The sequence below is a fragment of the Streptomyces sp. DH10 genome (assembly GCF_029813805.1).
GTDB lineage: Bacteria > Actinomycetota > Actinomycetes > Streptomycetales > Streptomycetaceae > Streptomyces > Streptomyces coeruleofuscus.
Genome location: NZ_JARVKU010000014.1, coordinates 51651 through 76558, shown reverse-complemented (window position 1 = coordinate 76558; position 24908 = coordinate 51651). Strand labels below are relative to the sequence as shown.

The following is a 24908-nucleotide window of genomic DNA, read 5'->3' as shown; positions in this document are numbered from 1 at the left end:
CCGCATGATGACCCGAAAGAGCCTCACCGAGGCGCTGTCCCGGCCCGGCCTCCGGCTGCGCGGCTGGCGCCGGCTGCCGTTGCTGTCGAAGGCCGCCGTCTGCTTCCTGGCGGTCGTCGTGCTGCTGGCGCTGCTCGCCCCGCTGCTCGCCCCGCACGACCCCTTCGACCAGCAGCCGCCCGTCGACGGCACCGGGCATCCGTCCGCCGGGCACTGGATGGGCCAGGACAGCCTCGGCCGGGACATCCTCAGCCGGCTGATGTACGGGGCGCGCTGGTCGCTGGCGATCGGGCTCGGCGCCACCGGTCTGGCGCTGGTGGCCGGCGCGCTGCTCGGGGCGATCGCCGCGACCTCCCGCAAGGCGGTGGACGAGACGCTGATGCGCTGCCTGGACGTCGTCATGGCGTTCCCGGGCATCGCGCTCGCCGCCGTGCTGGTGGCCGTGTTCGGCGGGGGCATCACGGTGCTGATCTGCGCGATCGCGTTCCTGTTCACGCCGCCGGTGGCGCGGGTCGTCCGCGCGAACGTCCTCGACCAGTACGGCGAGGACTACGTGACGGCGGAACGGGTGATCGGCGCCCGGACACCGCACATCGTGCTGAAGCACGTGGCGATCAACTGCGCGGCTCCGGTGCTGGTGTTCTGCACGGTGCAGGTCGCCGAGGCGATCGTCTTCGAAGCGTCGCTGTCCTTCATCGGAGCGGGCGTACGGCCGCCCGACCCGTCCTGGGGCAGTGTCATCGCGGACGGCAAGAACATGGTGCTGACGGGTGGCTGGTGGGCGACGGTCTTCCCCGGCCTGCTGATGCTGGTCACGGTGCTGTCGCTGAACATCCTGTCCGAGGGGGTGTCCGACGCGTGGGCGGCCCCGTCGGCGCGCGAGGTGGAGGTCCCCGAGGACGACGACCGCCTCCAGGCGCCGGAGCCCGGCAGCGGGGAGATCGTCCAGCTGCCCGGCCTGACGGAAGCGGCCCGGCGACTGCGGGCCCGGGCCCGGCGGCTGCCCCGGGACGGACAGCCGGTACTCGCGGTGGAGAACCTCACCATCGGCTTCGACCAGCGGCACGGCGGCGTGGACATCGTGGACGGCATCAGCTTCGAGGTGCACCCCGGCGAGGTGCTGGGCCTGGTCGGCGAGTCGGGCTGCGGCAAGTCGCTGACCGCGCTGGCGGTCATGGGCCTCCAGCCGAAGGGAGCGCGCGTCGGCGGCCAGGTCCGGTTCAACCAGCGCGACCTGCTCGCCGAACCGATGCGCGTACGCCGCAGACTCCTCGGCCACGAGATGGCGATGATCTACCAGGACGCGCTGTCGTCGCTGAACCCGGCCATGACGATCCGCGCCCAGCTCAAGCAGGTCGTGCGGCGGGGCGGGCGGCGCGATCCCGCCGAGCTGCTGACGATGGTCGGCCTCGACCCCGGGCGCACCCTGCGCAGCTACCCGCACGAGCTGTCCGGCGGGCAGCGGCAGCGCGTCCTGATCGCCATGGCCCTGTCCCGCGACCCGAAACTGATCGTCGCCGACGAGCCGACGACCGCCCTGGACGTGACGGTGCAGGCCCAGGTCATCGAGCTGCTGCTGCGGCTGCGCGAGGAGCTGGGCTTCGCGCTGATCCTCGTCTCGCACGACCTGGCGCTGGTCGCGGATGTCACCGACCGGGTGGCGGTGATGTACGGCGGGCAGATCGTCGAGATCGGCGTCACCGCCGACCTGGTGGAGGCCCCGGCCCACCACTACACGCGCGGTCTGCTCGGCAGCGTGCTGTCGCTGGAGTCGGCGCAGGAGCGGATGACGCAGATCAAGGGGGTCGTGCCCTCCCCCGCCGACTTCCCGGCCGGGTGCCGGTTCGCCGACCGGTGTCCACGGGCGAGCGGGATCTGCCGGACGACGGCCCCGCTCCTGACCGGTACGCCGGCGCACACGGCGGCCTGCCATCACCCGGCCATAGAGCTGGCGACGACCGAGACAGAGGCGGTGTCATGAATGCACGGCCCGCGCTCGTGGAGCTGTCCGACACGCATGTGGTGCACAAGGCCCGCAGCGGCGGCCTGTTCACCCGCGACCGGGTGTACGCCCTGACCGGCGCCGACCTGGCGATCGCGCCCGGCGAGACCGTCGGCGTGGTGGGCGAGTCGGGCTGCGGGAAGTCGACGCTGGCGAAGGTGCTGGTGGGCGTGGAGCGGCCGACGCGGGGGACGGTGTCGTTCCGGGGCCGCGACCTGTGGGCGATGCCACCCGCCGAACGCCGCCGGGCCGTCGGCGGCAGCACCGGCATGATCTTCCAGGACCCGTCGACCGCCCTGAACCGCCGCCTGACCGTACGGCAGATCCTGCGGGACCCGCTGGACGTGCACGACCGGGGCACTCGCGGGCAACGTGACGAGAGAGTCCGGGAGTTGATGTCCCTGGTCGGCCTCCCCCGGGCTCTCGCCGACGCCCTGCCCGGCCAGCTGTCGGGCGGGCAGCGGCAGCGCGTCGCGATCGCCCGGGCGCTGGCGCTGGACCCGGACCTGGTCGTCGCGGACGAGCCGACCAGTGCCCTGGACGTGTCGGTCCGCGCCCAGATCCTCAACCTCCTGCTGGACCTCAAGGAACGCCTGGGCCTGGCCCTGGTGTTCGTCTCGCACGACATCCAGACCGTACGGCGGATGAGCGACCGCGTGATCACCATGTACCTGGGCCGGATCGTCGAGGAGTCCCCGGCCGCCCTGGTCACCGACCGGTCCCGGCACCCGTACACCCGTGCCCTGTTCTCCGCCACGCCCGGCCTGCTCGACCCGATCGAGCCGATCCCGCTGGCCGGTCCGGTCCCGTCGGCGACGCGCCCACCGAGCGGCTGCCCGTTCCGCACGCGCTGCTGGAAGGCGGACGGGACGTGCGCGGAGGCGATGCCGGACTTCTCGGCCGCGTCGGCCCCCGCGCACCGCTTCCGCTGCCACCATCCTGTCCAGGAGGACGAGTCGACCCGCGACCTCGTCCGCCGGAGCGACCCGATGGAGGCCCCATGACGATCACCTCGCTGACCGGTGTCATCCCGCCCGTCTGCACGCCCCTGACACCGGACCGCGAGGTGGACGTCCCCTCGCTGCTCAGGCTGGTCGACCATCTGGTGGCCGGCGGGGTGCACGGCCTGTTCGTACTCGGCTCGACCTCGGAGGCGGCGTATCTGACGGACGCGCAGCGCAGGCTGGTGGTCGAGTCGGTCGCGGCCCACGTGGGCGGGCAGCTCCCGGTGCTGGCCGGGGCGATCGACATGACGACGGCCCGGGTCCTCGGCCATGTCGCGGCGGTGTCGGCGGCCGGCGCGGACGCGGTCGTCGTCACCGCCCCGTTCTACGCCCGCACCCACCCGGCGGAGATCGCCCGCCACTACCGCGTGGTCGCGGGGGCCAGCCCGGTGCCCGTGGTCGCCTACGACATTCCCGTCGCCGTCCACACGAAGCTGCCCGCGGACGTGGTCCTGGAGCTGGCCGCCGACGGTGTCCTGGCCGCGCTCAAGGACTCCAGCGGCGACCTGGCCGCCTTCCGCCAGGTCGTGACCGGGGCCAGGGCCCACCAGGGCATCACCGGCTTCAGCGTGCTGACCGGCTCCGAGCTGATCGTCGACGCGGCGCTCGCGGTCGGCGCGGACGGAACCGTGCCCGGCCTCGGCAACGTCGACCCGCACGGCTACGCCCGCCTGGACCGCCTGTGCCGCGCCGGGGAGTGGCAGGAGGCCCGTGCCGAACAGGAGCGGCTGTGCGCCCTGTTCGGCATGGTCACCGTCGGCGACCCGGCCCGCATGGGCCCCGGCTCCTCGGCGATCGGCGCCTTCAAGGCCGCCCTGCACCTGCGGGGCGTGATCGACTGCCCGGCCACGGCGGAGCCGCAGGTGCCGTTGTCGCAGGACGAGGTGGAGCGGGTCGGGAAGTACCTGGCGGCGGCGGGGCTGCTCTAGAGCTCCTGTTTCCAGAGGTCGTCGACCGGGAGGCGGCGGAACTCGATCGTCTCGTAGGTCCCCTGGGCGCCCGTCTCGTAGAGGATCCCCACCGTCTTCCGGCCGAGCGGCACCAGATCGGAGTAGGCCGCGGGCCGCTGGGAGAGCGTCAGCGCCTTGGTGAAGGTGGCGCCGCCGTCCGTGCTGCGCCAGACGGCCATCGCCCGGCGGGCGGTGGGGACGGACGGGCCGGAGAACAGCAGCGGGCCGCGGCGGCCGGGGAGTTGCAGGACGCTGCCCTGGACGACCGGGACCTCGTTCAGGGCGGGCTGCACGGTGTACGGGCGGTCGAGAGACCGGCCGCCGTCCGGCGAGTGGCTGTCGAGGCGGTTGCCCGGGCTCGTGCCGTGCTGGTCCCGGGCGTTGAAGTACACCCTGCCGTCGGGCAGTTGGGCGGCGGTGGACTCGTTGGCGTTGTGGGTCCCCTCGTACGAGTCGTCGACGAAGCCCGGCCGCCAGGTCCGGCCGCCGTCGTCGCTCAGCAGCGCGTGGGCGCCGTAGTAGCGGGGCTCCTGGCCGGTGTCCGGGGAACCGGCCGGCGGGGACGCCGAGTGGTTGGCGGGGACGACCAGGCGGCCCGCGTACGGGCCCCGGGTGAGGGCGATCGCATGGCCGGGGCCGGTCGCGTACCAGCGCCAGGACGGGTCCTTCACCTGCGCGGTGATCTCGCGGGGCGGGGTGAAGTGCCGGCCGTCGTCCCGGCTGCGCTGCACGAACACCCGGCGGCTCTGCTCGGGGGTGACCTCGCCGCGCATGATCCGGGCCTCCGTCACCTCGCCGCTGTTGTACGAGGTGAGGAGTACGACGGCGCCGGTGCGCGGGTCGACGACGGGCGCCGGGTTGCCCCGGGTGTCGCCGTCCCCGGCGGCGACGACGGTGAGCGGGCCCCAGGTGCAGCCGCCGTCCGCCGAGCGCCGGAGGACGACGTCGATGTCGCCGGTGTCGCCCGCACCGCCGCGTCTGCCCTCGGCGAAGGCGAGGACGGTTTCCTTGGCCGTCGTGACCGTGGCCGGGATGCGGTACGTGTCGTAGCCGCCCTCGCCCGAGACGTACGGGACGGAGGAGGCGCAGCCGGGGGTGGCCGAGGCGTGGGTCGTGGCGGTGAGGGGCGTGCACAGGACGGCGGTGACGAGGAGTGTGCGTCTGAGGAGTGTCATCCCTCTCCTGACGGAGCGTGACGGAGCGTCGGACAGGACCTGTCCGTCAGATGCTCCCCGGCGTCACCAGCCCCGACTCGTACGCGACGATGACCAACTGCGCCCGGTCCCGCGCCGCCAGCTTGCCCATGATGCGGCTGACGTGGGTCTTCGCGGTCAGCGGGCTCAGCCCCAACGCATCGGCTATCTCGGTGTTGTTGAGGCCGCGCGCGACCAGCGACAGCACCTCCCGCTCACGGCCGGACAGGCACTCCGGCCCGCCGGTCTCCGGCGTGGAGGGACTGCGCAGGAACCGCTCGATCAGCCGTGCCGTGGGCCCCGGCGACAGCAGGGACTCCCCGGCCGCGACCGTGCGGATGGCGTCGAGGAGTTCGGCCGGCCTGGTGTCCTTCACCAGGAACCCGGAGGCCCCGGCGCGCAGCGCGTCCACGATGTTCTCGTCGGTGTCGTAGGTGGTGAGGACCAGGACGCGGACGCCCGCGAGGTCCTCGTCGGCCGCGATGAGCCGGGTCGCCTCGATGCCGTCCAGGTCGGGCATGCGGATGTCCATCACCACGAGGTCGGCGCGCTCGCTGCGGGCCAGCCGCACGGCCTGCCGGCCGGTGGCGGCCTGGCCGACGACCTCCATGTCCCGGGCCGACTCCACGAGCATCGCGAACGCCTCCCGCACCAGCGTCTGGTCGTCCGCGAGCAGCACTCGGATGGTCATCCGGCTCTCTCCCCCGTCGTCAGCGGCAGGACCGCGGTCACCTCGAACCCGCCCCCGGTGCGCGGTCCGGCGTCGAGTGTGCCACCGACGCTGCGGGCCCGCTCCCGCATTCCGACGAGCCCGAACCCCGGGGTGCCACCCGGCGCCGGTCCGGTGCCGTCGTCGCTGACCGTCAGGTGCAGAGCACCCTGCCGCTCGTCCAGGTCGACACGGACGGCCGGTTCGGGTCCCGCGTGCCGCACGGCGTTGGTCAGCGCCTCCTGCACGATGCGGTAGGCGGCGGCACCGACGGCGGGCGGTGCCTGCCGTACCCGTACGGTCTGCTCGACCCGGGCACCGGCGAGCCGTGCGGCCTCCGCCAGGTCGGTCAGACCGTCGAGGCCGGGCAGCGGACCGCGGACGTCCGGGGAATCGTGCTCGCGCAGCACCTCCAGCGTCGTACGGAGTTCCCCGCGGGCGCTGCGGCAGGTCTCGGCGATGTCGTCCAGCGCCTTGGCCACGGTCTCCCGGTCGAGTCGCTCGGGGTCGGCGGACAGCACGTGGGCGGCGACGGAGGTCTGCACGCCGATGAGGGTGATGCTGTGCGCGAGCAGGTCGTGCAGGTCCCGGGCGATCCGCAGCCGCTCCTCGGCGACCCGCCGCCGGGCCTCCTCCTCGCGGGTGCGCTCGGCACGTTCGGCGCGTTCCACGATGGAGGCGACGTACTGGCGGTAGAAGCGCACGTCCGCACCGCAGAACAGCACGGCGACGACCCACCCGGAGATCTGGAGCACCCTCAGCGCCTCGTGCATGCTCACGGTGAGCATCACGCTCGTCGAGAGGGTGATGACGCCGACGCCGACCAGGACCGTACGCAGCGGCCGTCCGGTGACGGCGACGGTGTAGAGGGCGATGTAGGTGGCCGGGGTCGGCGCCGTGTGGGTGTTGTCGAGGGCGTGGTAGGGCGCGACGCAAGCCACGATCGCGAGCAGCACGAGCAGCGGACGACGGCGCCGCCACGCCAGCGGCACGTGGCAGGCGAGCAGCAGCGTCCAGCCGAGCGCGTCGGGCCGTCGGCCGTCGTCGACGAACAGCGCGAGTCCGACCGCGAGTACGGCGGCGACGGCAGCGAGCAGCGCGTCGTTGCGCACGGCGTGCGGAGCGGTCAGCGGATCACGGTTGATCACCGCCATGATCCGATTACCTGTCGTGGGCACCTGCACGGACCTCATCCTCGTCCAGGAATGCGCCCCTCCGGGAGAGGAGGGGCACTTGATCTGCTCAGCGCGACGCAGGGCTGCGCACCCGCCCCTGTTCAGCTCCGGCAGGCTGCTCCGGTGCACGCGAGAGCCGGCCCGGCCACCACATCCGCCGCTTCAGCAGCACGCTCGCCGTGGTGACCAAGTACGTCCGCACAAGGAAGGTGTCCAGCAGCACCCCCACCGCGATGACGAACCCGAGCTCGACGAGCCCGACCAACGGCAGCGTCGTCAGCACCGCGAACGTCGCCGCGAGCACCACCCCCGCAGAGGCGATGACCCCACCGGTCGTACGCAACGCGGTCAGCGCCGCGGCCTCCGGTTCGGCACCCTTCACCGACTCCTCCCGCATCCGGTGCATGAGGAAGATGCCGTAGTCGACCCCGAGGGCGACCAGGAACACGAACGACAGCAGCCCCAGTCCGGGATCCGTACCGCCGAAGCCGAACACAGGCTCGAACACCAGCCCCCCGATGCCGAGGGCCGCACCCCACACCGCCACCACGGCCGCCAGCAGCAGCAACGGCGCGACGAGACTCCGCAACAGACCGACCAGGATGACGAACACGGCGGCCAGCACCAGCGGCACGATCACCTTCCGGTCCCGGGACTCGCTGTCGGCCAGGTCGATCTGCTGCGCGCTGGGCCCGCCGACATAGGCGCCCGCGGTGTCGAGCCCGGCCCGCAGCGCCTCGATGGTCCGGGTCTCCGCCGCGGTCTCGGGCGAGGCGGTCGTGAAGACCGCGATCTCGGTCCATCCCGAACCACTGCGCCCGGGAACCGCCTCGGCGACGCCCTCGGTCTCACCGGCCCGGTCCAGCACCACGTCGGCCCGCTCGTCGGGGGCGATGACGGTCACGGGCCGGCTGCTGCGCTCCGGATACTCCCGCGCCAGCGTCCGCATCGCGGTGATCGACTCGGGCCGCTCCGTGAAGGAGTCCTCCTGCTTGATGCTGCCGGACAGATTCAGTGTGCCGAGCGCGAGGGCGCCGAGCAGCAGGGCCCCGCCGGCCAGGACGGTGACGGGCCGGCGCGTCGCCGAGGTCCCCATCGCGGCGAACAGCGACCGGCGGGCCTTGGGTTCGCTGCCGAAGGCGGGGATCAGCGGCCAGAAGACCCGCCGCCCGAGCAGCACGAGCACGGCGGGCAGCAGGGTCGTCATCGCGACCAGCGCCGCGAGCACCCCCACCGTGCCGACCGGCCCCATGCCGCTGCTGCTGTTGAGATCGGCGGCGAGCAGGCACAGCAGCCCGGCCGCGACGGTCCCGGAGGAGGCGAGGATGGCCGGTCCGCACCCGCGCAGAGCGGTGCGCATGGCGTCGTACGGCCGTTCGTGGCGCCGTAGTTCCTCGCGGTAGCGGGCGATGAGCAGCAGCGCGTAGTCGGTGCCGGCGCCGAGGACGAGCACGGTCATCACGCCGCCGCTCTGGCCGGTGACGGTGACGTCGAACAGTTCGTGGAGTCCGTATCCGGCGGCCATGGCGGTGGCGGCGGCGACGCCCGCGACGGCGAGCGGCACCAGCCACAGGAACGGGCTGCGGTAGATCAGGATCAGCAGGACGGTGACGACGGCGAGCGTGGCCAGCAGCAGGGTGCCGTCGATCGTCTCGAACACCTTGCCCATGTCGGTGTTCAGCGCCCCCGGCCCGCCGACCTCGACGCTCAGCCCGCCGCTCCCCTCGGCGACCTCCCGCACACCGTCCACGAAGGCGTTCCGGGCCTCCTCGTCCTGGCCCGGCTGGGTGCTGGACACCGGGTACATCAGGGTGGAGCCGTCCTCGGACGGAACGCCCCGCGGCTCGCCGGTCAGGTCGTAGGCGCCGCGCACCTCGGCGATCTGCCCGGCGGCCGTGCGCCGGTCGGTGTCGGTCAGACCGCCGTCCCGGTGGTACACGAGCACCAGGTCGGTGGACTCACCGCCCGGGAGCCGGTCCTGGATCCGCGCGACCTGCGTGGAGTCGGCGCTGTCGGGCAGGTAGTCGACCGCGCGGTTCTGCTGGATGCCGGCGAACTTCCCGGCGAGCGGCCCGACCAGTACGAGGGCGGCGAGCCACAGCCCGACCACCGCCCAGGGCACGGCTCGCCGCCGCGTGGTTTTCCTTGTGTCCCCCACTGTTCGGGCTCCCTCCGGTCCGGGTGTCTGGAACGGTCTCCAGACTCCCGGCGCACGGGGGCGGATTCGTCGGGCCAGAGGCCGAGTCGGGGGTTACTGCGCAGGGCGGCACGGGCTGCGGATTACTCCCCGGGGAGTAACGCGGGGGCGGAGGACGAGGGGCGGCCGAAGGGGTGCGCTGCCCTACGACGGTGTACGCGCCGCCGCCGCCATCACCCGTGTCACGTCGTCCGAGCAGATGGTGAGCGCGGCCCCCACCGTCGCGAGCACGTCCCGCTCGGCCGGGGTGTACGGCCCGTCCGCCAGGGCGATGCGCGCCCCCTGGAGCAGGATCGATTCGCGGCCGACCGTGGCGAGGTGCGGGGCGAGCGGGTCCAGCGCCTCGTGCAGCTCTATGGCCAGCCCGGCACCGCAGGGCTCCCCGGTGATCCGGCCGGTGTCCGCCTCCAGCGCCTCCACGAGGGCGGCCAGCTGCTCCTCCGTGCAGTCGTCGAAGCCGGCCGCGCGCACGGCGAGCACCGCGGACTCCAGCGCCGTACGGGAACCGGCGCCGCCCGCGGCCAGCACGGCGAGGGCGACGGTGTGCACGGCGTCGCGGAGCATCGCGGAGAAGCGGGTGGTCGTCGGATGGTCGAGGACGTCCATGCCGAAGTGGCGGCGGCAGGCGGCACACTCCACGACCGGGCCGGTCTCGCCGCGCGGCAGCACGGGCAGGCCGAGCAGGGTGAAGCGGCGTTGTCCGGTCAGCCGCTGGTAGTTGCGGTCGCCGCCGCAGCCCGGGCAGAAGAACTCCCCGTCACCGGCGGGCGTCCACGCGGTACGGGTGCCCAGGATGCTCGAAAGCCTGGCGGCATGGCCGTTTCGTCCCCGTCCTGGCAGCACGTCGCACCTCCGTCATGCCGCACGGCAGCGTCGCCGCGCTTGCGTGATGTTAGCCACATCCATGAGGAGGAGTCAGTACCCCGGAGGAGACCTTTCCGTGACCCTCACAGGGATTGGCCGGTATACGACGGGGCTCCGCCCGCCGGACAACGGCGGACGAAGCCCTCGAATCAACGTTCAGACTGGTCAGCGAGTCGCGCGGTTGACGGCCGAGACGACCGCCTTCAGCGAGGCGCGCGTGGTGTTCGCGTCGATTCCGATCCCCCACAGGACCTTGTCGTCGATCGCGCATTCGATGTAGGAGGCGGCCTGCGCGGAGGCGCCCTCGCTCATCGTGTGCTCCTGGTAGTCCAGCAGGCGTACGTCGATGCCGACGGACTGGAGCGCGTCGAAGAAGGCCGAGATCGGACCGTTGCCGGAACCGGTCAGGACGGTGTCCTGGCCGTCGACCGTGGCCTCCACCGTCAGCGTGTCCACGCCGTCGGTGTCGGTCGTCGACTGGTTGTTCTTGACCTGGATCCGGCCCCACGGGTTCTCGGGGTTGGGCAGGTACTCGTCCCGGAAGGCCGCCCAGATGTCCTTCGGCGTGACCTCGCCGCCCTCGGCGTCGGTCTTCGCCTGGATGAGCTTGGAGAACTCGATCTGCATCCGGCGGGGCAGTTCCAGCTTGTGGTCGTTCTTCAGGACGTACGCGATACCGCCCTTGCCGGACTGCGAGTTGACCCGGATGACGGCCTCGTAGGAGCGGCCGACGTCCTTGGGGTCGATCGGCAGGTACGGGACCGCCCACTCGATGTCGTCGACGGTGACGCCCTTGGCGGCCGCGTCGGCCTCCATCGCGTCGAAGCCCTTCTTGATGGCGTCCTGGTGGGAGCCGGAGAAGGACGTGTAGACCAGGTCGCCCACGTACGGGTGGCGCGGGTGGACCTCCATCTGGTTGCAGTACTCCCACGTACGACGGATCTCGTCGATGTCGGAGAAGTCGATCTGCGGGTCGACGCCCTGGGAGAACAGGTTCATGCCCAGGGTGACCAGGTCGACGTTGCCGGTGCGCTCGCCCTGCCCGAACAGGCAGCCCTCGACGCGGTCGGCGCCGGCCATCAGGGCCAGCTCGGCGGCGGCGACGGCCGTGCCGCGGTCGTTGTGCGGGTGGATCGACAGGCAGACGTGCTCGCGGCGGGAGAGGTTGCGGCCCATCCACTCGAAGCGGTCCGCGTGGGTCGACGGGGTCGAACGCTCCACCGTGGCGGGCAGGTTGAGGATGATCTCGCGGCCCGGGCCGGGCTGCCAGACGTCCATGACCGCCTCGCAGACCTCCAGCGCGAAGTCCAGCTCGGTGTCGGTGAAGATCTCCGGCGAATACTGGTAGCCGAACTCCGTCTCCGGGCCCAGCAGCTTCTCCGCGTACTCCATGACCAGCCGCGTGCCGTCGACGGCGATCTGCTTGATGTCGTCCCTGGAGCCCCGGAAGACGACCCGGCGGAAGACGGGGGCGGTGGCGTTGTAGAGGTGGACGGTCGCGCGCTTGGCGCCCTTCAGCGACTCCACCGTGCGCTCGATCAGGTCCTCGCGGGCCTGGGTCAGTACGGAGATGGTGACGTCGTCGGGGATGGCCCCCGGCTCCTCGATGATCGACCGTACGAAGTCGAAGTCCGTCTGGCCCGACGCCGGGAAGCCGACCTCGATCTCCTTGTAGCCCATCTTGACCAGCAGGTCGAACATCGCGCGCTTACGGGCGGGCGACATGGGGTCGATCAGGGCCTGGTTGCCGTCACGCAGGTCCGTGGAGAGCCAGCGGGGGGCGGTGGTGATGCGCTGGTCCGGCCAGGTGCGGTCCGGGATGTCGACCTGCTCGTAGCGGCCGTACTTGTGGATCGGCATGGAACTGGGCTGCTGGCGGTTCGCCATGATGCGGGGGCTCCTCAGAGGGTGTCCGGAAGGACGGCCGACGACGCAGCACCAAGCTCCGCGGGGAGGGAGTCGGCCTCGACTACAGGCCCTCGCCGCGGCAGCTAAGGAGAAGCAGCCCGAAACGCATGATGCGCAGCATGCTAGTCGAGGCCCTCCGTGTGCGCGGATCCGTATCAGTATGCGGGACCGGCCGCACATACGGGACAAAAAGTGCGCTATACCACTTCGCCACGGAGAGTGAAGGCCCTTGTCCCGGTATTTCACCAATCATGGTGGCGACTAGTGACAGGTTCGTCACGCAGTGCAAGGGTGCCGGGCATGACGACTCACGGGGGCTTCGAGCCCGTCTTCTGCACCATCGTTCCACCCCACGTCCTCGACAAGCTCTCCCAGGCCGAGGACCCCGCGCTCGCCGGGCCCGCCCGCCGGACCCTGGAGCGCGACGCCCTGGAGCGCACCCACCGCCGGCTGACCACGGTCGTCGGCGCCCCGTCCGTGGCCCCGCCCGCCGGGGCCGAGCCCGCCAGGCCGCACCGCACGGTGCACGACGCCCGGCACGGCACGGACCTGCCCGGACACAAGGTGCGGGGCGAGGGCGACAAGCCCGGCAAGGACGCCACGGTCAACCGCGCCTACGCCGGTCTCGGCGCCACCTTCGAGCTGCTCCTGAAGGCGTACCGGCGCGACTCGATCGACGGTAACGGCCTTCCGCTGAACGCGACCGTGCACTACGACCGTGAGTACAACAACGCCTTCTGGAACGGCGAGCAGATGGTCTTCGGCGACGGGGACGGTGAGATCTTCCTCGACTTCACCATCCCGATCGACGTCATCGGCCACGAACTCGTCCACGGCGTCACGCAGTACACGGCCAACCTCACCTACTTCGGCCAGCCCGGCGCGCTGAACGAGTCCGTGTCGGACGTCTTCGGCTCGCTGATCAAGCAGTACACGCTCGGCCAGACCGCCGCCGAGGCCGACTGGCTGATCGGCGCGGGCCTGCTCGCCCCGCGGGTGACGGGCAAGGCACTGCGCTCCATGAAGGAGCCGGGCACGGCGTACGACGACGACGTCCTGGGCAAGGACCCGCAGCCGGCGACGATGGACGACTTCGTCCGCACCGGCCGCGACAACGGCGGCGTCCACATCAACTCGGGCATCCCGAACCACGCCTTCTACCTGGCGGCCACGGCCCTCGGCGGCCACGCCTGGGAGCGCGCGGGGCTGATCTGGTACGACGTGCTGACCGGCGGCGAGCTGAAGCAGCAGGCGATGTTCGCCGACTTCGCCACGCTCACCGTCAAGGCCGCGCGGGAGCGGTTCGGCGACGGGGAGGAGCTGGACGCCGTGTCGAAGGCCTGGGAGCAGGTCGGGGTGCGGACCCTGTAGTTCCGTACTAGACAGGTGTCATGCGTATTCAGGTGAGGCGCACGGGCGGGTTCGCGGGCATCGAGCGGCATGCCGAGGTGGACACCTCCGGCCGCCCCGATGCCCCCGAATGGCACGCGCTGGCCGAGCAGGCGGTCGCCGCCGGCCGGAGCACGCCGCCGATCGGGGTCCCGGACGGGTTCAGCTACCAGATCACCGTGGACGGGAAGACGGTGTACGCGGCCGACCCGAGGCTGACGGACGAGCAGCGGAAGCTGATCTCGCGGGTGCTGAAGGAAGGCGCGTAACAGCTCCTCCGCGGCGGCCTGTTGACTTCCGTTACCGGCGGTACGGATGATCCAGCGCATGGCGACTGACGCAGGCAATCCGATCCCCCGCTTCCCGGCCGGCTTCCTCTGGGGCGTGTCGACCTCGGCGCACCAGATCGAGGGAGCCGCGGACCAGCGCGAGCCGTCCGTGTGGGACGCCTTCACGGCCGAGCCGGGCCGGGTGAAGGACGGCTCGACGGCGGCGGTGGCCTGCGACCACTACCACCGCCACCGCGAGGACGTGGCCCTGCTGGCCGGCCTCGGCGTGAACGCCTACCGCTTCTCGGTCTCATGGCCCCGGGTGCGCTCCGAGAAGGGCCTGGACTTCTACGACCGGCTGGTGGACGACCTGTGCGCGGCGGGCGTCCGCCCGGTTCCGACCCTGTTCCACTGGGACCTGCCGGCGGACCTCGACTGGCTGGAGAGGGACACGGCCGCACGCTTCGCCGACTACGTCTCGCTGGTCGCCGGCCGCCTCGGGGACCGGGTGACCAAGTGGATCACCCTCAACGAGCCCGCCGAACACACCCTGCTGGGCCACGCCCTGGGCGTGCACGCGCCGGGCAGGCAGCTGCTGTTCGACGCGCTCCCGGCCGCCCACCACCAGTTGCTGGCCCACGGCCTGGCCGTACGCGCCCTGCGTGCCTCGGGCGCCACGGACATCGGCATCGCCAACTCGCACGGCCCGACCTGGGCGGCGTCGACCGAAGCGGCGGACGTGGAGGCGGCCGAGTTCTACGACGTGCTGCTCAACCGCCTGTTCGCCGACCCCGTACTGCTGGGCCGGTACCCGGACGGCATCGGCGAGCTGATGCCCGGGGACGTCGAGGCCGACCTGGAGGTGATCGCCGAGCCGGTCGACTGGTACGGCGTCAACTACTACGCGCCGACGCGGGTGGGCGCCCCGCAGGGCACCGACGTCACCTTCGGCGGGGTCGCCATGCCCGCCGAACTCCCCTTCGCGGTCCGGGAGATCACCGGGCACCCGGTCACCGACTTCGGCTGGCCGGTCGTGCCCGAGGGCCTGACCGAACTCCTCACCGACTTCCGCGACCGCTACGGCGACCGGCTCCCGCCCGTCGTCATCACCGAGAACGGCTGCTCGTACCCCGACATCGACGACCAGGACCGCATCGCCTACCTGGACGGCCACCTCCGGGCCCTGCACCGGGCGCTGGAGGCGGGCGTCGACGTGCGCGGCTACTTCGTGTGGTCCCTGCTCGACAACTTCGAGTGGGCGGAGGGCTACGCACGCCGCTTCGGCCTGGTCCACGTCGACTTCGAGACCCTTCAGCGCACCCCGAAGTCGTCGTACGGCTGGTACCGGGAGGTACTGCGGGCCCAGGGGACGGGGACTACGGCTTGATGCCCACCCCGGTCCACAGGCTGACCTCGGCGTCCGTCGGGGCGTCGCCGTCGACGGCGTCGGGCCGCCAGCGGTGGCCGACGGTGACGCCGGGGTCGAGCAGCTCCAGGCCGTCGAAGAAGCGGGCGACGTCCTCCCGGGAGCGGAACCGCACCGGCGTGCCGGCCGACGTGTAGATGTCGGTGACCTTCTGCCAGGTGGAAGGGTCGAAGTCGGGCGTGCAGTGGCTCAGCGCCAGGGCGCTGCCCGAGGGCAGGACGTCCAGCAGGCGGCGCACGATGCCGTACGGGTCCTGGGCGTCGGTGACGAAGTGCATCAGGGCGTTGAGGGAGAGCGCGACCGGGCGGCTCAGGTCCAGGACCTCGGCCAGTTCGGGTGCGTTCAGGAGTGCCTGGGGGTCGTTGACGTCCGCCTCCATGTACGTCGTACGGCCCTCGGTCGTGCTGCGCATCAGGCGCTCGGCGTACTTGAGGACGAGGGGGTCGTTGTCGGCGTAGACCACGCGGGCGTCGGGGACGACGGACTGGGCCACCTGGTGCAGGTTGGGCTCGGTGGGGATGCCGGTGCCGATGTCCAGCCACTGGCGGATGCCGTGCTCGCGGGCGAGGACGCGGGTGGCGCGGTGCATGAAGGCCCGGTTCTCGCGGGCGCAGACGAAGATGGCGGGGTAGGCCTCGGCGACCCGCTCGGCCGCCTGCTTGTCGACCTCGAAGTGGTCCTTGCCGCCGAGGTAGTAGTCGTACATGCGGGCGGAGTGCGGCCTGCTGGTGTCTATGTCCCGCGCGGCCTGCGAGTGGGTCATGGGGGGGTGCCTCTCGTGGGGGGTGGTGGTGCGAGTCCGGCTCGGTGGGGGTTCCGTGGCCGTGGGAGTGAGGCTCAGTGGACCGTGAGAGTGGGGCTCAATGGGCCGTGAGAGCAGGTCTTCAGGGAGGCTTCAGTCGGCCGTCAGATGGTCGGCGAGGCCCTGCTTGACCCCCGCGACGAACGCGGTGATCTCCTCGGGCGTGTAGATCAGCGCGGGACCGGCGGGATCGGCGGACTGCCGTACCGCCACGCGTCCGTCGGCGAGTTGCTTGGTCTCGACGCACTGGCCCCCGTTGGGGCCGCTCCACGGACGTTCCCAGCCCTGTTCCCCGAGGTCCGACGCGGGCATCCCGTTGTAGACGGTGCCCTCGGCGATGGTCATGAGTACTCCTTCCGCATGCGGTTCAACAGCGCCTTGCTGTCCGCGGACGAGGTCTTCAGCGACAGCCGGTTGTGGGCCTCCAGATGGGCCACGACGTCGGCGCGCTGGTCGAGGTAGACGGACGCGGAGAGGATCTCGCTGTAGACGATGTCGGGCAGCTCCCGCTCCTCGAACCGGAAGTAGGTGAAGGGCGCGCACGCCCCGACGTGGGCGCCCGCGTCGAACGGCACGATGTCGACGCTGACGTGCTCCAGCTCGGACGTCTCCAGCAGCCGGTCGATCTGCTCGCGCATCACCTCGGGGCCGCCCACCACCCGGTGCAGCACGGCCTCCTCCATCACCACCCACAGCGTGGGCGCGTCCGGCTTCGTGAGCAGGCTCTGGCGGCGCAGCCGCAGCTCCACGCGCCGTTGAAGGTCCTCCTCGTCGTCGTTCGGGAAGCCGCCGCGCAGCACGGCACGCGCGTACCCGGGTGTCTGGAGCAGGCCCGTGACGTACTGCGGTTCATAGGTGCGAACTGTTCTCGCGCCGGTCTCCAGGCTCACGTAGGCGGTGAACCAGGACGGCATGACATCGCGGTACGGGTGCCACCAGCCGGGCTCGTTGGCCCGCTCGGCCAGGGTGACGAACTCGTCGATCTCCTGCCGGCCGGCTCCGTAGGTCTGGAGCAGCTTCTCGACGTAGAGGATCTTGAGGCCGACCTCGGCCTTCTCCAGGCGGCGGACGGTCAGCGGCGTGACACGCAGGGCCTTGGCCGCGTCGTCCAGGGACAGGCCCGCGGTCTGCCGTGCCTCCTGGAGGCGGCGTCCCAGGATCATGCGGAGGACGGTGGGCGCGCCGGCGCCGGTGCCTGATCGCGCGTCGTTCACGCCGTGCCTCCTGAGGGGTCGTCACCGGCGCAAGAGTGGCAGGGACTTGATCGATCCGCCAAGCGACCAGAGCAACCTTCGTTCTGAAATTATCAGGCAGATGGTTGCAGCGTGAACTGCTCTGCGACCATAGTTACTTGTGCGAACAGGGCGCCGGAACCCCGAACTCCCCTTTCCCGCCGGGCCGTTTCGCGCCTCGCCCCTTCCACTGCGCCCACCCCCCACGGAAGGCGACCGCCGTGTCCCCCCACACGACTTCCACCACTCGGTTCCTGGACGCGGTGCGCCCGGGCCGCACCCACTGGCTGGAACTGCCGCCCCTGCGGACCAGCGTCAGAGTCGCCCGTCACGCCACGCGGGCGCGGCTGGCCTCGTGGCGGGTGCCCGACGAGGTGTGCGCGAACGCCGTGCTGCTCGTGTCCGAGCTGGTGACGAACGCCGTACTGCACACGCCCAGCGAGCGGATCCTGTGCGGCGTCGGGCGGATGACGGACGAGCGCTTCCGGCTGGAGGTGCACGACGGCGACCTCACGGGCCGCGGCATCCCCGACCGCTGCCCGAGCCTCGACGACGAGGGCGGCCGCGGTCTGCTGCTCGTGCGCGAGATAGCCGACAGCTGGGGAGTCACCCGCTCGCCCCGCACCGGCGGCAACGCGGTCTGGGCGAGCCTCGCGACGGCGTTATGACGCGCCCGGGAACTCAGAACCCCAGCTTGCGCAACTGCCGCGGATCCCGCTGCCAGTCCTTGGCGACCTTCACATGGAGGTCCAAGAACACCGGCGTGCCCAGCAGGGCCTCGATCTGTTTGCGGGACTTGATGCCGACCTCCTTCAGGCGCTTGCCCTTGGGGCCGATGATGATGCCCTTCTGGCTGGGGCGCTCGATGTAGACGAAGGCGTGGATGTCGAGCAGGGGCTTGTCGGCGGGGCGGTCCTCGCGGGGGAGCATCTCCTCGACGACGACCGCGATGGAGTGCGGGAGCTCGTCGCGGACGCCCTCCAGCGCGGCCTCCCGGATCAGCTCCGCGATCATGACCTGCTCGGGTTCGTCGGTCAGGTCGCCCTCGGGGTAGAGCGCCGGGCCCTCCGGCAGGAGGGGGACGATCAGGTCGGCCAGCAGACCCACCTGCTGGTCGCCGACCGCCGACACCGGGACGATCTCGGCCCACTCGAAGCCGAGCTCCTTGCCGAGCTGGTCGATCGCGATGAGCTGCTCGGCGAGCGTCTTGCTGTCCACCAGGTCGGTCTTGGTGACGATGGCGATCTTCGGCGTCTTCTTGATGGACGCCAGTTCCTTCGCGATGAAGCGGTCACCGGGGCCGAGCTTCTCGTTCGCCGGCAGGCAGAAGCCGATCACGTCCACCTCGGCCCACGTGGTGCGCACGATGTCGTTCAGCCGCTCGCCCAGCAGCGTGCGCGGCTTGTGCAGCCCCGGGGTGTCGACCAGGATCAGCTGGGCGTCCGGGCGGTGCACGATGCCCCGCACGGTGTGCCGCGTCGTCTGCGGCTGGTTCGCCGTGATCGCCACCTTCTGGCCGACCAGAGCATTCGTGAGGGTGGACTTGCCCGCGTTGGGACGGCCCACGAAGCAGGCGAAGCCAGCCCTGTGGACAGCTTCGGCCGGCTTTTCGGATGACTGGGTACGAACGCTCATGGCGCCCATTCTCCCTGATCCACAGAGCCCTGCCGCACAGGCGCCCGAACCGCCCGCCCCGTGCCTCCGGCCGCAGACGGCGCGGACCTTCCGGCGCGCTCAGGGACGGCCTACGATCACGGCATCCCGGGCCACGGCGCCCCGGACTGTCCCGCCCTCGTCTCCCCCGCCCAGAAGGTCACCCCAGGCATGAAGCTCATCACCGCGATCGTCAAGCCGTACCGCCTCGACGAGATCAAGAACGCCCTGCACGAGCTCGGCGTGCACGGCCTGACCGTGAGCGAGGCCAGCGGCTACGGCCGGCAGCGCGGCCACACCGAGGTGTACCGCGGCGCCGAGTACCAGGTCGACCTGGTACCGAAGATCCGCGTCGAGGTCGTCGTCGAGGACGCGGACGCCGAGGCCGTCATCGACGCGGTCGTGAAGGCCGCGCACACGGGCAAGATCGGCGACGGCAAGGTGTGGGCGCTGCCCGTGGACACGATCGTGCGCGTGCGGACGGGCGAGCGCGGGCCGGACGCGCTGTAGGTCGCGCCCGGCCCGACGGGATCAGTCGAACACGAATGGGCCCGGCGACTGCGGCCCGGTCGCCGTGCAGGTGATCGTGATGCCGAAGACGGTCATCTTCAGCGAGCCGCCGAAGGCCTCCAGGCTGTCGCCGGAGGCCACGGTGCCGCTGAGGGGGCCGACCTCGACGGGGGCGCCGGCGGCCATCGCCGGGTTCTGGGTGCCGGTGAAGTCGACGGTGCCGCCGCCGGCCTTCACCAGGGTGAGCGTGGACGCGATCGAGTCCTCGCTGAGGGCGATCGGCGCGGTGATCGCGGATGACTTGACGGTGAGGGTGGCGGCGGTGCCGTCCTGCGTGGCCGTGAGCGTGGCCTCGCCACTGCCGAAGGTGCCGCAGTCGGCGCTGATCGTCGCCGTCTGGGGGGTGACGGCGAGTGCGGCGGGGGCGAAGGCGAGCCCGGTGATGGCGAGGGCCCCGGCCGCCAGGGCCGCGCCTGCTCCTATTCGCTTGCGTCTCATGGGATTCCGGCTCCGTTTCCGTGTGGGGGGACGCTCGGCAGGTGAGTGCGGGCACGTCACACGAGCGCCGAACCTGACGGTCCGTCGGAATGTACGAATCCCATTGATGCGCGTGGGGCAGACGGCGGCAAGGTTGAATTCGCGCCTAATTACCGCCGGTTACAGCGAACTTCAGCCGGCGGTCACGGTCGTCCGCACCGTCCCGTCGGGCCCGGCCACCAACACCGGCGCCCGCGCGCCACCGAGATCCCGTACCGCCGCCCGGTCCTCGTCGGACACGGTCTCCGCCTCCGTCACCACGGCCGCGGCCTCCAGGGACTTCGCACCCGAGGCCACCGCCATCGCCACCGCCGTCTGAAGGGCGCTGAGCTTCAGGGAATCGAGGGCCACGGTCCCCGCGACATACGTACGTCCGGTCTCGTCCCGTACGGCCGCCCCCTCGGGCACGCCGTTGCGGGCCCGTGCGGAACGGGCCAGGGTGACGATCTTGCGATCCTCGGCACCGAGTGCGCTGCTGTCGGTCATGATCCGAGCATACGCAAGCGTCAGGGCCGGTCGAGGCGGAGGCGGTCCGCTCGCGGCAGGCCCGCGACGACGAGGTCGTAGGAGTCCTCGATGAGCTCCCGGACCAGCTGGTCCGGGAGTCCCCCGTCGGCCGTGACCGTGTTCCAGTGGCGCTTGTTCATGTGCCAGCCCGGGACGATCAGGCCCTCGTGCTCGTGACGCAGCCGGATCGCGTCGTCCGGGTCGCACTTGAGGTTGACCTTCAGGGGGCGCGCGTCGAGGTGCGACAGGGCGAACAGCTTGCCCTGGACCTTGAAGACCGAGATCTCCGGGCTGAACGGGAAGTCCTCGACGGCCGCGTTGAAGGACAGGCAGAACGCGCGCAGTTCCTGCGGGGTCATTCCGGCTTCTCCTCCTCCACGGGATCCGACGGGTCCACCGGCTCCGCCAGCACCGTCACGATCTTGTTCCGGCGGCCTGCTGCCGCCTCCGCGGTCAGGCGCAGTTCCCGGCCGTCGGGGAGCTCCACGACGGAGGACGCGCCGGCGATGGGGACCCGGCCCAGCGCCTTCGCCAGCAGACCGCCGACCGTCTCGACGTCCTCGTCGTCGAAGGACTCCAGGCCGTACAGCTCGCCCAGGTCGCCGATGTCCAGGCGGGCGGTGACCCGGTAGCGGTCCTTGCCGAGGTCCTCCACCGGCGGCAGTTCGCGGTCGTACTCGTCGGTGATCTCGCCGACGATCTCCTCGAGGATGTCCTCGATGGTGACGATGCCGGCGGTGCCGCCGTACTCGTCGACGGCGACGGCGACGTGGTTGCGTTCCTTCTGCATCTCCCGCAGCAGGTCGCCCGCGTTCTTGGTGTCGGGCACGAAGAACGCCGGGCGCATCGCCGTGGACACCTGCTCGGACTCGGCGTCGCGGCTGATGTGCGTCTTGCGGACCAGGTCCTTCAGGTACACGATCCCGACGATGTCGTCCTCGCTCTCGCCGGTCACCGGGATCCGGGAGAAGCCGGAGCGCAGGGCGAGGGTGAGGGCCTGGCGGATGGTCTTGTAGCGCTCGATGACCACCAGGTCCGTGCGCGGGACCATGACCTCGCGGACGAGGGTGTCGCCCAGCTCGAAGACCGAGTGCACCATGCGGCGCTCGTCGTCCTCGATGAGGGACTCCTTCTCGGCCAGGTCGACCAGCGCGCGCAGCTCCGCCTCGGAGGCGAAGGGACCGCGCCGGAAGCCCTTGCCGGGGGTGAGCGCGTTGCCGATGAGGATCAGCAGCGACGGGATCGGGCCCATGATCCGGGCCAGCGGCACCAGGACGTACGCCGAGACCGTCGCCGTGTTCAGCGGGTGCTGGCGGCCGATGGTGCGCGGGGAGACGCCGACGGCGACGTACGACACGAGGACCATGACCGCGATAGCGATCAGGAGGGCCTCGGTCGTGTTGTCGAACTCCATCAGGCAGCCGTACGTGATCAGCGCGGCGGCGGCCATCTCGCAGGCGACGCGCACCAGCAGCGCCACGTTCAGGTAGCGGGTCGGGTCGGCGGCGACCTGGGACAGCTTGGCGCTGCCCCGGCGGCCGGAGCGCGCGGCCTCCTCGGCGCGGAAGCTGGAGACCCGCGCGAGGCCCGCCTCAGCGCAGGCGAAGAGCCAGGCCACGACGACCAGGGCGACCGCGCCCAGGGCGAGTTGCGGACTCATCGGCGGCGCTAGGAGACCGTCGGCGCCGGGGACGGGCCGGTCAGGCCCCGCTCCGCGCGCCAGCCGTCCACGATGGCCGCCTGGAGGCCGAACATCTCGGCCTTCTCGTCCGGTTCCTCGTGGTCGTAGCCGAGCAGGTGCAGCACCCCGTGGACGGTGAGCAGCTGGAGCTCCTCGTCCATGGAGTGCTGCGTGTCGGCTTCCTCGCCCTGCTTCTGAGCGACCTCGGGGCACAGCACGATGTCGCCGAGCAGCCCCTGCGGCGGCTCGTCGTCGTCCTTGGAGGGCGGGCGCAGCTCGTCCATCGGGAAGGACATGACATCCGTGGGGCCCGGCAGGTCCATCCACTGGATGTGCAGCTGCTCCATGGCGGCGGCGTCCACGACGATCACCGAGAGCTCGGAGAGCGGGTGGATGCGCATCCGCGCGAGCGCGTAACGGGCGATGTCGAGGATCGCCTGCTCGTCGACCTCGGTGCCGGACTCGTTGTTGACGTCGATCGACATGGTGCTGTGTGTACTACTTCCCCTTGTGCCCGGACTTGCCGCGGCCCTTGTGCGCGCCGTTCTGGGTGCCGTGCTTGGTGTCGTACTGCTCGTACGCGTCGACGATACGGCCCACCAGCTTGTGCCGGACGACGTCGTGGGACGACAGGCGGGAGAAGTGGACGTCCTCGACGCCGTCCAGGATGTCCTGCACCTGCCGCAGACCGCTCTTCGTCCCCTCCGGGAGGTCGACCTGCGTCACGTCACCCGTGATCACGATCTTCGAGTCGAAACCGAGGCGGGTGAGGAACATCTTCATCTGCTCGGGGCTCGTGTTCTGGGCCTCGTCCAGGATGATGAAGGCGTCGTTGAGCGTGCGGCCGCGCATGTAGGCGAGCGGCGCGACCTCGATCGTGCCCGCCGCCATCAGCCGCGGGATCGAGTCCGGGTCGAGCATGTCGTGCAGCGCGTCGTAGAGCGGGCGCAGGTACGGGTCGATCTTCTCGTAGAGCGTGCCCGGGAGGAATCCGAGCCGCTCTCCGGCCTCGACCGCCGGGCGGGTCAGGATGATGCGGTTGACCTGCTTGGACTGGAGGGCCTGGACGGCCTTGGCCATCGCCAGGTACGTCTTGCCGGTACCCGCCGGGCCGATGCCGAAGACGATCGTGTGCTTGTCGATCGCGTCCACGTAGCGCTTCTGGTTGAGCGTCTTGGGGCGGATCGTGCGGCCTCGCGAGGACAGGATGTTCTGCGTGAGCACCTGGGCAGGGGTCTCCTGGCCGTCGCTCTCCCCGTTCTCGCTCGCCTTGAGCATGGCGATCGAGCGTTCCACTGCGTCCTCCGTCATCGGCTGTCCGGTGCGGAGCACCAGCATCATCTCGTCGAACACGCGGGCGATGAGGGCGACGTCCACAGGGTCGCCGACCGCGCTGATCTCATTGCCCCGGACGTGGATGTCGGCCGCCGGGAAGGCCTTCTCGATCACGCGCAGGAGGGCGTCTCCGGACCCCAGCACCGTCACCATGGGGTGCTGGGCAGGGACGGTGAACTGTGCTCTCGCCTGCTCCTGCGCGGAGGTGTGAGCTGTGGGTGTCTGAGTCATGGGCCGGCGCTGAAGGCCTGCGGTTCCTCCTCTTCACGGCCGCGTAGCTGAGGGCGGCCTCGCGATTCCCAGGGTACGACGGGGGACTGACAACGCCGTAGGGGTTTTGGGGGCGGGGTTGGAATCCAGGGGGCGAAGCCCATGGGCGGCCAGGGCGTCACGCCGAGCGCCGGAAGCCGATCGTCGGCACGGCCCGCCGCAAGGGCCAGGGCCTGACCAACTCCTCGGACACCAGGCCGGCCAGGAACCCGTACCTCTCCAACGCCACCGCCGACTGCCCCTCCACCGACTGCACCCGCCGCCACCACGCCGCGATCTCCGACCACCCCGGCGCCGACAGCGACCCCCCGAACTCCTGCACGGACAGCGCCGCGGTCAGTCCGGCGAAGGCCAGCCGGTCCGCCAGCGGCCAGTCCGCCAGCGTCCCGGTCACGAACCCGGCGACGAACACGTCCCCCGCCCCCGTCGGATCGAGCGCCTCGACCTCGATCGCCGGCACCTCAGCCGTCTCCCCCGTACGCCGGTCCACCGCGTACGCGCCGTCCGCCCCGAGCGTGACCACCGCGAGCGGCACGTGCTCGGTCAGCGCGTGCGCGGCCGCCCTGGGGCAGTCCGCGCCCGTGTACCGCATGGCCTCCTCCGCGTTCGGCAGGAACGCCTCGCAGTGCCGCAGGTCGGGCAGCGCCGCCAGGTCCCACGCGCCGGTGTCGTCCCAGCCGACGTCGCCGAAGACCCGCGTGCCCTTGCTCGCGGCCTGGGCGATCCAGGGCGCGCTCACGCCGGGCGCGAGGGAGGCGACGGCGGCACGCGCGCGGGGCGGGCACTCGGGGGCGGGCTCCTCCGGGGGCGGCTCGTGGCCGTGCGAGACCATCGTGCGCTCCCCCTCGTAGGCCATGGAGACCGTCACCGGGGAGTGCCAGCCGGGCACCGTGCGCGACGGGGAGAGGTCGATGCCCTCGCCGTGCTCCAGGGCGTCCCAGCAGTAGTCGCCGTAGTGGTCGTCGCCGAAGGCCGCCGCGAGGGACGTACGCAGGCCGAGGCGGGCCAGGGCGGTGGCCATGTTGGCGACGCCGCCGGGGCTCGACCCCATCCCGCGCGCCCAGGACTCCGTCCCGCGCACCGGGGCGGAGTCGAGCCCGGTGAAGATGATGTCGAGGAAGACGGTCCCGGTGAGATAGACGTCCCAGGGCGGGTCGTCCGGCGCGCGCAGCGGGGCGAGGGGATCGACCTGGGTCTGGCGGTGCGATCCCTTTCCGGCCGGGCCCTTTCCGGCCGGGGCGGTGGACGCGATCACGATGCGCTCCCTGACGTGGTGCGGATCAGGCCAGTCTGCA

Annotated in this window: 25 protein-coding genes; 8 read left to right on the top strand and 17 right to left on the bottom strand. The window is 71.5% G+C overall.

Annotated features, from left to right (window positions below; translation table 11 throughout):
- Positions 1 to 4 precede the first annotated feature (4 nt).
- Genes QC385_RS26860 through QC385_RS26850 form a run of 3 tightly spaced genes read left to right on the top strand, consistent with a single transcriptional unit; the run spans position 5 to position 3935 of the window.
- Positions 5 to 1981, top strand: a complete 1977-nt coding sequence (locus QC385_RS26860) for a dipeptide/oligopeptide/nickel ABC transporter permease/ATP-binding protein (RefSeq protein WP_279544077.1) — start codon at positions 5 to 7, stop codon at positions 1979 to 1981.
- Complete coding sequence (locus QC385_RS26855) at positions 1978 to 3006, top strand: ABC transporter ATP-binding protein (protein ID WP_279543940.1); 1029 nt, start codon at positions 1978 to 1980, stop codon at positions 3004 to 3006. The genes QC385_RS26860 and QC385_RS26855 overlap by 4 nt, the downstream gene beginning before the upstream one ends.
- A complete protein-coding gene (locus QC385_RS26850) occupies positions 3003 to 3935 on the top strand; it encodes a dihydrodipicolinate synthase family protein (protein WP_279543939.1) in 933 nt (310 codons plus the stop codon). Before QC385_RS26855 ends, QC385_RS26850 begins: the two co-directional genes overlap by 4 nt.
- Here QC385_RS26850 and QC385_RS26845 read toward each other — a convergent pair.
- The 6 genes from QC385_RS26845 to leuA form a co-directional block, all read right to left on the bottom strand.
- Positions 3932 to 5131, bottom strand: a complete 1200-nt coding sequence (locus QC385_RS26845) for a sialidase family protein (RefSeq protein WP_279543937.1) — start codon at positions 5129 to 5131, stop codon at positions 3932 to 3934. The two genes, QC385_RS26850 and QC385_RS26845, sit on opposite strands and share 4 nt — an antisense overlap.
- Positions 5132 to 5177: 46 nt before the next feature.
- Positions 5178 to 5840 carry a response regulator transcription factor gene (locus QC385_RS26840; RefSeq protein ID WP_279543936.1) on the bottom strand — a complete coding sequence of 221 codons (663 nt, stop codon included), beginning with the start codon at positions 5838 to 5840 and terminating at the stop codon, positions 5178 to 5180.
- A complete protein-coding gene (locus tag QC385_RS26835) occupies positions 5837 to 7051 on the bottom strand; it encodes a sensor histidine kinase (protein ID WP_279543935.1) in 1215 nt (404 codons plus the stop codon). The genes QC385_RS26840 and QC385_RS26835 overlap by 4 nt, the downstream gene beginning before the upstream one ends.
- A 49-nt stretch (positions 7052 to 7100) precedes the next feature.
- Positions 7101 to 9191, bottom strand: a complete 2091-nt coding sequence (locus QC385_RS26830) for an MMPL family transporter (protein WP_279543934.1) — start codon at positions 9189 to 9191, stop codon at positions 7101 to 7103.
- Positions 9192 to 9374: 183 nt separating this feature from the next.
- A complete protein-coding gene (locus QC385_RS26825; protein ID WP_279543933.1) occupies positions 9375 to 10073 on the bottom strand; it encodes a tellurite resistance TerB family protein in 699 nt (232 codons plus the stop codon).
- Positions 10074 to 10259: 186 nt separating this feature from the next.
- Positions 10260 to 11981: a 2-isopropylmalate synthase gene (gene leuA / locus QC385_RS26820; RefSeq protein WP_279543932.1), complete on the bottom strand. Its 1722-nt coding sequence runs from the start codon at positions 11979 to 11981 to the stop codon at positions 10260 to 10262.
- 321 nt (positions 11982 to 12302) lie between these two features.
- Here leuA and QC385_RS26815 point away from each other — a divergent pair, with 321 nt between their 5' ends.
- Genes QC385_RS26815 through QC385_RS26805 form a run of 3 tightly spaced genes read left to right on the top strand, consistent with a single transcriptional unit; the run spans position 12303 to position 15047 of the window.
- The gene (locus QC385_RS26815; protein WP_279543931.1) at positions 12303 to 13373 is read left to right on the top strand and encodes a M4 family metallopeptidase; all 1071 of its coding nucleotides are present in this window, start codon (positions 12303 to 12305) and stop codon (positions 13371 to 13373) included.
- Positions 13374 to 13393: 20 nt separating this feature from the next.
- Entirely contained in the window at positions 13394 to 13660 is a 267-nt protein-coding gene (locus QC385_RS26810; RefSeq protein ID WP_059414081.1) for a protealysin inhibitor emfourin, read from the top strand.
- A 58-nt stretch (positions 13661 to 13718) separates the two neighbouring features.
- Positions 13719 to 15047, top strand: a complete 1329-nt coding sequence (locus QC385_RS26805; RefSeq protein ID WP_279543929.1) for a GH1 family beta-glucosidase — start codon at positions 13719 to 13721, stop codon at positions 15045 to 15047.
- Here QC385_RS26805 and QC385_RS26800 read toward each other — a convergent pair.
- The 3 genes from QC385_RS26800 to QC385_RS26790 all read right to left on the bottom strand — a co-directional run bounded on the left by QC385_RS26800 (position 15037) and on the right by QC385_RS26790 (position 17102).
- The gene (locus QC385_RS26800; RefSeq protein WP_279543928.1) at positions 15037 to 15849 is read right to left on the bottom strand and encodes an SAM-dependent methyltransferase; all 813 of its coding nucleotides are present in this window, start codon (positions 15847 to 15849) and stop codon (positions 15037 to 15039) included. The genes QC385_RS26805 and QC385_RS26800 overlap by 11 nt on opposite strands.
- A gap of 132 nt (positions 15850 to 15981) precedes the next feature.
- Positions 15982 to 16233, bottom strand: coding sequence for a DUF397 domain-containing protein (locus QC385_RS26795; RefSeq protein WP_279543927.1), 252 nt, complete (start codon positions 16231 to 16233; stop codon positions 15982 to 15984).
- On the bottom strand, positions 16230 to 17102 hold the full coding sequence (locus tag QC385_RS26790) for a helix-turn-helix domain-containing protein (RefSeq protein ID WP_279543926.1): 873 nt from the start codon (positions 17100 to 17102) through the stop codon (positions 16230 to 16232). The genes QC385_RS26795 and QC385_RS26790 overlap by 4 nt, the downstream gene beginning before the upstream one ends.
- A gap of 239 nt (positions 17103 to 17341) precedes the next feature.
- Between QC385_RS26790 and QC385_RS26785 the strand changes: the two genes are divergently transcribed.
- The gene (locus QC385_RS26785) at positions 17342 to 17788 is read left to right on the top strand and encodes an ATP-binding protein (protein ID WP_279543925.1); all 447 of its coding nucleotides are present in this window, start codon (positions 17342 to 17344) and stop codon (positions 17786 to 17788) included.
- A gap of 13 nt (positions 17789 to 17801) precedes the next feature.
- On the opposite strand, the gene era is transcribed toward QC385_RS26785, so the two are convergent.
- Positions 17802 to 18764 (bottom strand): GTPase Era, encoded by a 963-nt coding sequence (gene era / locus QC385_RS26780; RefSeq protein WP_279543924.1) that lies wholly within the window; start codon positions 18762 to 18764, stop codon positions 17802 to 17804.
- A 180-nt stretch (positions 18765 to 18944) separates the two neighbouring features.
- On the opposite strand from era, the gene QC385_RS26775 reads away from it, so the two are divergent.
- Positions 18945 to 19283: a P-II family nitrogen regulator gene (locus QC385_RS26775; protein WP_279543923.1), complete on the top strand. Its 339-nt coding sequence runs from the start codon at positions 18945 to 18947 to the stop codon at positions 19281 to 19283.
- A gap of 21 nt (positions 19284 to 19304) precedes the next feature.
- Here the strand turns inward: QC385_RS26775 and QC385_RS26770 are convergent, their stop codons facing one another.
- The 7 genes from QC385_RS26770 to QC385_RS26740 all read right to left on the bottom strand — a co-directional run bounded on the left by QC385_RS26770 (position 19305) and on the right by QC385_RS26740 (position 24868).
- Positions 19305 to 19781 (bottom strand): hypothetical protein, encoded by a 477-nt coding sequence (locus tag QC385_RS26770; protein WP_279543922.1) that lies wholly within the window; start codon positions 19779 to 19781, stop codon positions 19305 to 19307.
- Positions 19782 to 19952: 171 nt separating this feature from the next.
- Complete coding sequence (locus QC385_RS26765; RefSeq protein ID WP_279543921.1) at positions 19953 to 20306, bottom strand: cytidine deaminase; 354 nt, start codon at positions 20304 to 20306, stop codon at positions 19953 to 19955.
- A gap of 20 nt (positions 20307 to 20326) precedes the next feature.
- Positions 20327 to 20686, bottom strand: coding sequence for an MmcQ/YjbR family DNA-binding protein (locus tag QC385_RS26760; RefSeq protein WP_279543920.1), 360 nt, complete (start codon positions 20684 to 20686; stop codon positions 20327 to 20329).
- Positions 20683 to 21987, bottom strand: a complete 1305-nt coding sequence (locus QC385_RS26755) for a hemolysin family protein (protein WP_279543919.1) — start codon at positions 21985 to 21987, stop codon at positions 20683 to 20685. The genes QC385_RS26760 and QC385_RS26755 overlap by 4 nt, the downstream gene beginning before the upstream one ends.
- A gap of 8 nt (positions 21988 to 21995) precedes the next feature.
- A complete protein-coding gene (ybeY, locus tag QC385_RS26750; protein ID WP_279543918.1) occupies positions 21996 to 22493 on the bottom strand; it encodes an rRNA maturation RNase YbeY in 498 nt (165 codons plus the stop codon).
- Between the two features lie 13 nt (positions 22494 to 22506).
- Positions 22507 to 23574 (bottom strand): PhoH family protein, encoded by a 1068-nt coding sequence (locus QC385_RS26745; protein WP_279543917.1) that lies wholly within the window; start codon positions 23572 to 23574, stop codon positions 22507 to 22509.
- Between the two features lie 157 nt (positions 23575 to 23731).
- Entirely contained in the window at positions 23732 to 24868 is a 1137-nt protein-coding gene (locus QC385_RS26740; protein WP_279543916.1) for a carbohydrate kinase family protein, read from the bottom strand.
- Positions 24869 to 24908 lie beyond the last annotated feature (40 nt).

Excerpts from the sequence above, each read along its gene's own strand:
- QC385_RS26760 (WP_279543920.1), bottom strand. The coding sequence starts at position 20,686 with ATGACCCCGCAGGAACTGCGCGCGTTCTGCCTGTCCTTCAACGCGGCC.
- QC385_RS26800 (WP_279543928.1), bottom strand. The coding sequence starts at position 15,849 with ATGACCCACTCGCAGGCCGCGCGGGACATAGACACCAGCAGGCCGCAC.
- QC385_RS26765 (WP_279543921.1), bottom strand. The coding sequence starts at position 20,306 with ATGACCGACAGCAGCGCACTCGGTGCCGAGGATCGCAAGATCGTCACC.
- QC385_RS26840 (WP_279543936.1), bottom strand. The coding sequence starts at position 5,840 with ATGACCATCCGAGTGCTGCTCGCGGACGACCAGACGCTGGTGCGGGAG.
- QC385_RS26860 (WP_279544077.1), top strand. The coding sequence starts at position 5 with ATGATGACCCGAAAGAGCCTCACCGAGGCGCTGTCCCGGCCCGGCCTC.
- QC385_RS26755 (WP_279543919.1), bottom strand. The coding sequence starts at position 21,987 with ATGAGTCCGCAACTCGCCCTGGGCGCGGTCGCCCTGGTCGTCGTGGCC.
- QC385_RS26795 (WP_279543927.1), bottom strand. The coding sequence starts at position 16,233 with ATGACCATCGCCGAGGGCACCGTCTACAACGGGATGCCCGCGTCGGAC.
- QC385_RS26845 (WP_279543937.1), bottom strand. The coding sequence starts at position 5,131 with ATGACACTCCTCAGACGCACACTCCTCGTCACCGCCGTCCTGTGCACG.
- leuA (WP_279543932.1), bottom strand. The coding sequence starts at position 11,981 with ATGGCGAACCGCCAGCAGCCCAGTTCCATGCCGATCCACAAGTACGGC.
- ybeY (WP_279543918.1), bottom strand. The coding sequence starts at position 22,493 with ATGTCGATCGACGTCAACAACGAGTCCGGCACCGAGGTCGACGAGCAG.
- QC385_RS26810 (WP_059414081.1), top strand. The coding sequence starts at position 13,394 with ATGCGTATTCAGGTGAGGCGCACGGGCGGGTTCGCGGGCATCGAGCGG.
- QC385_RS26835 (WP_279543935.1), bottom strand. The coding sequence starts at position 7,051 with ATGAGGTCCGTGCAGGTGCCCACGACAGGTAATCGGATCATGGCGGTG.
- QC385_RS26805 (WP_279543929.1), top strand. The coding sequence starts at position 13,719 with ATGGCGACTGACGCAGGCAATCCGATCCCCCGCTTCCCGGCCGGCTTC.
- era (WP_279543924.1), bottom strand. The coding sequence starts at position 18,764 with ATGGGCGCCATGAGCGTTCGTACCCAGTCATCCGAAAAGCCGGCCGAA.
- QC385_RS26815 (WP_279543931.1), top strand. The coding sequence starts at position 12,303 with ATGACGACTCACGGGGGCTTCGAGCCCGTCTTCTGCACCATCGTTCCA.
- QC385_RS26745 (WP_279543917.1), bottom strand. The coding sequence starts at position 23,574 with ATGACTCAGACACCCACAGCTCACACCTCCGCGCAGGAGCAGGCGAGA.
- QC385_RS26850 (WP_279543939.1), top strand. The coding sequence starts at position 3,003 with ATGACGATCACCTCGCTGACCGGTGTCATCCCGCCCGTCTGCACGCCC.
- QC385_RS26855 (WP_279543940.1), top strand. The coding sequence starts at position 1,978 with ATGAATGCACGGCCCGCGCTCGTGGAGCTGTCCGACACGCATGTGGTG.
- QC385_RS26770 (WP_279543922.1), bottom strand. The coding sequence starts at position 19,781 with ATGAGACGCAAGCGAATAGGAGCAGGCGCGGCCCTGGCGGCCGGGGCC.
- QC385_RS26775 (WP_279543923.1), top strand. The coding sequence starts at position 18,945 with ATGAAGCTCATCACCGCGATCGTCAAGCCGTACCGCCTCGACGAGATC.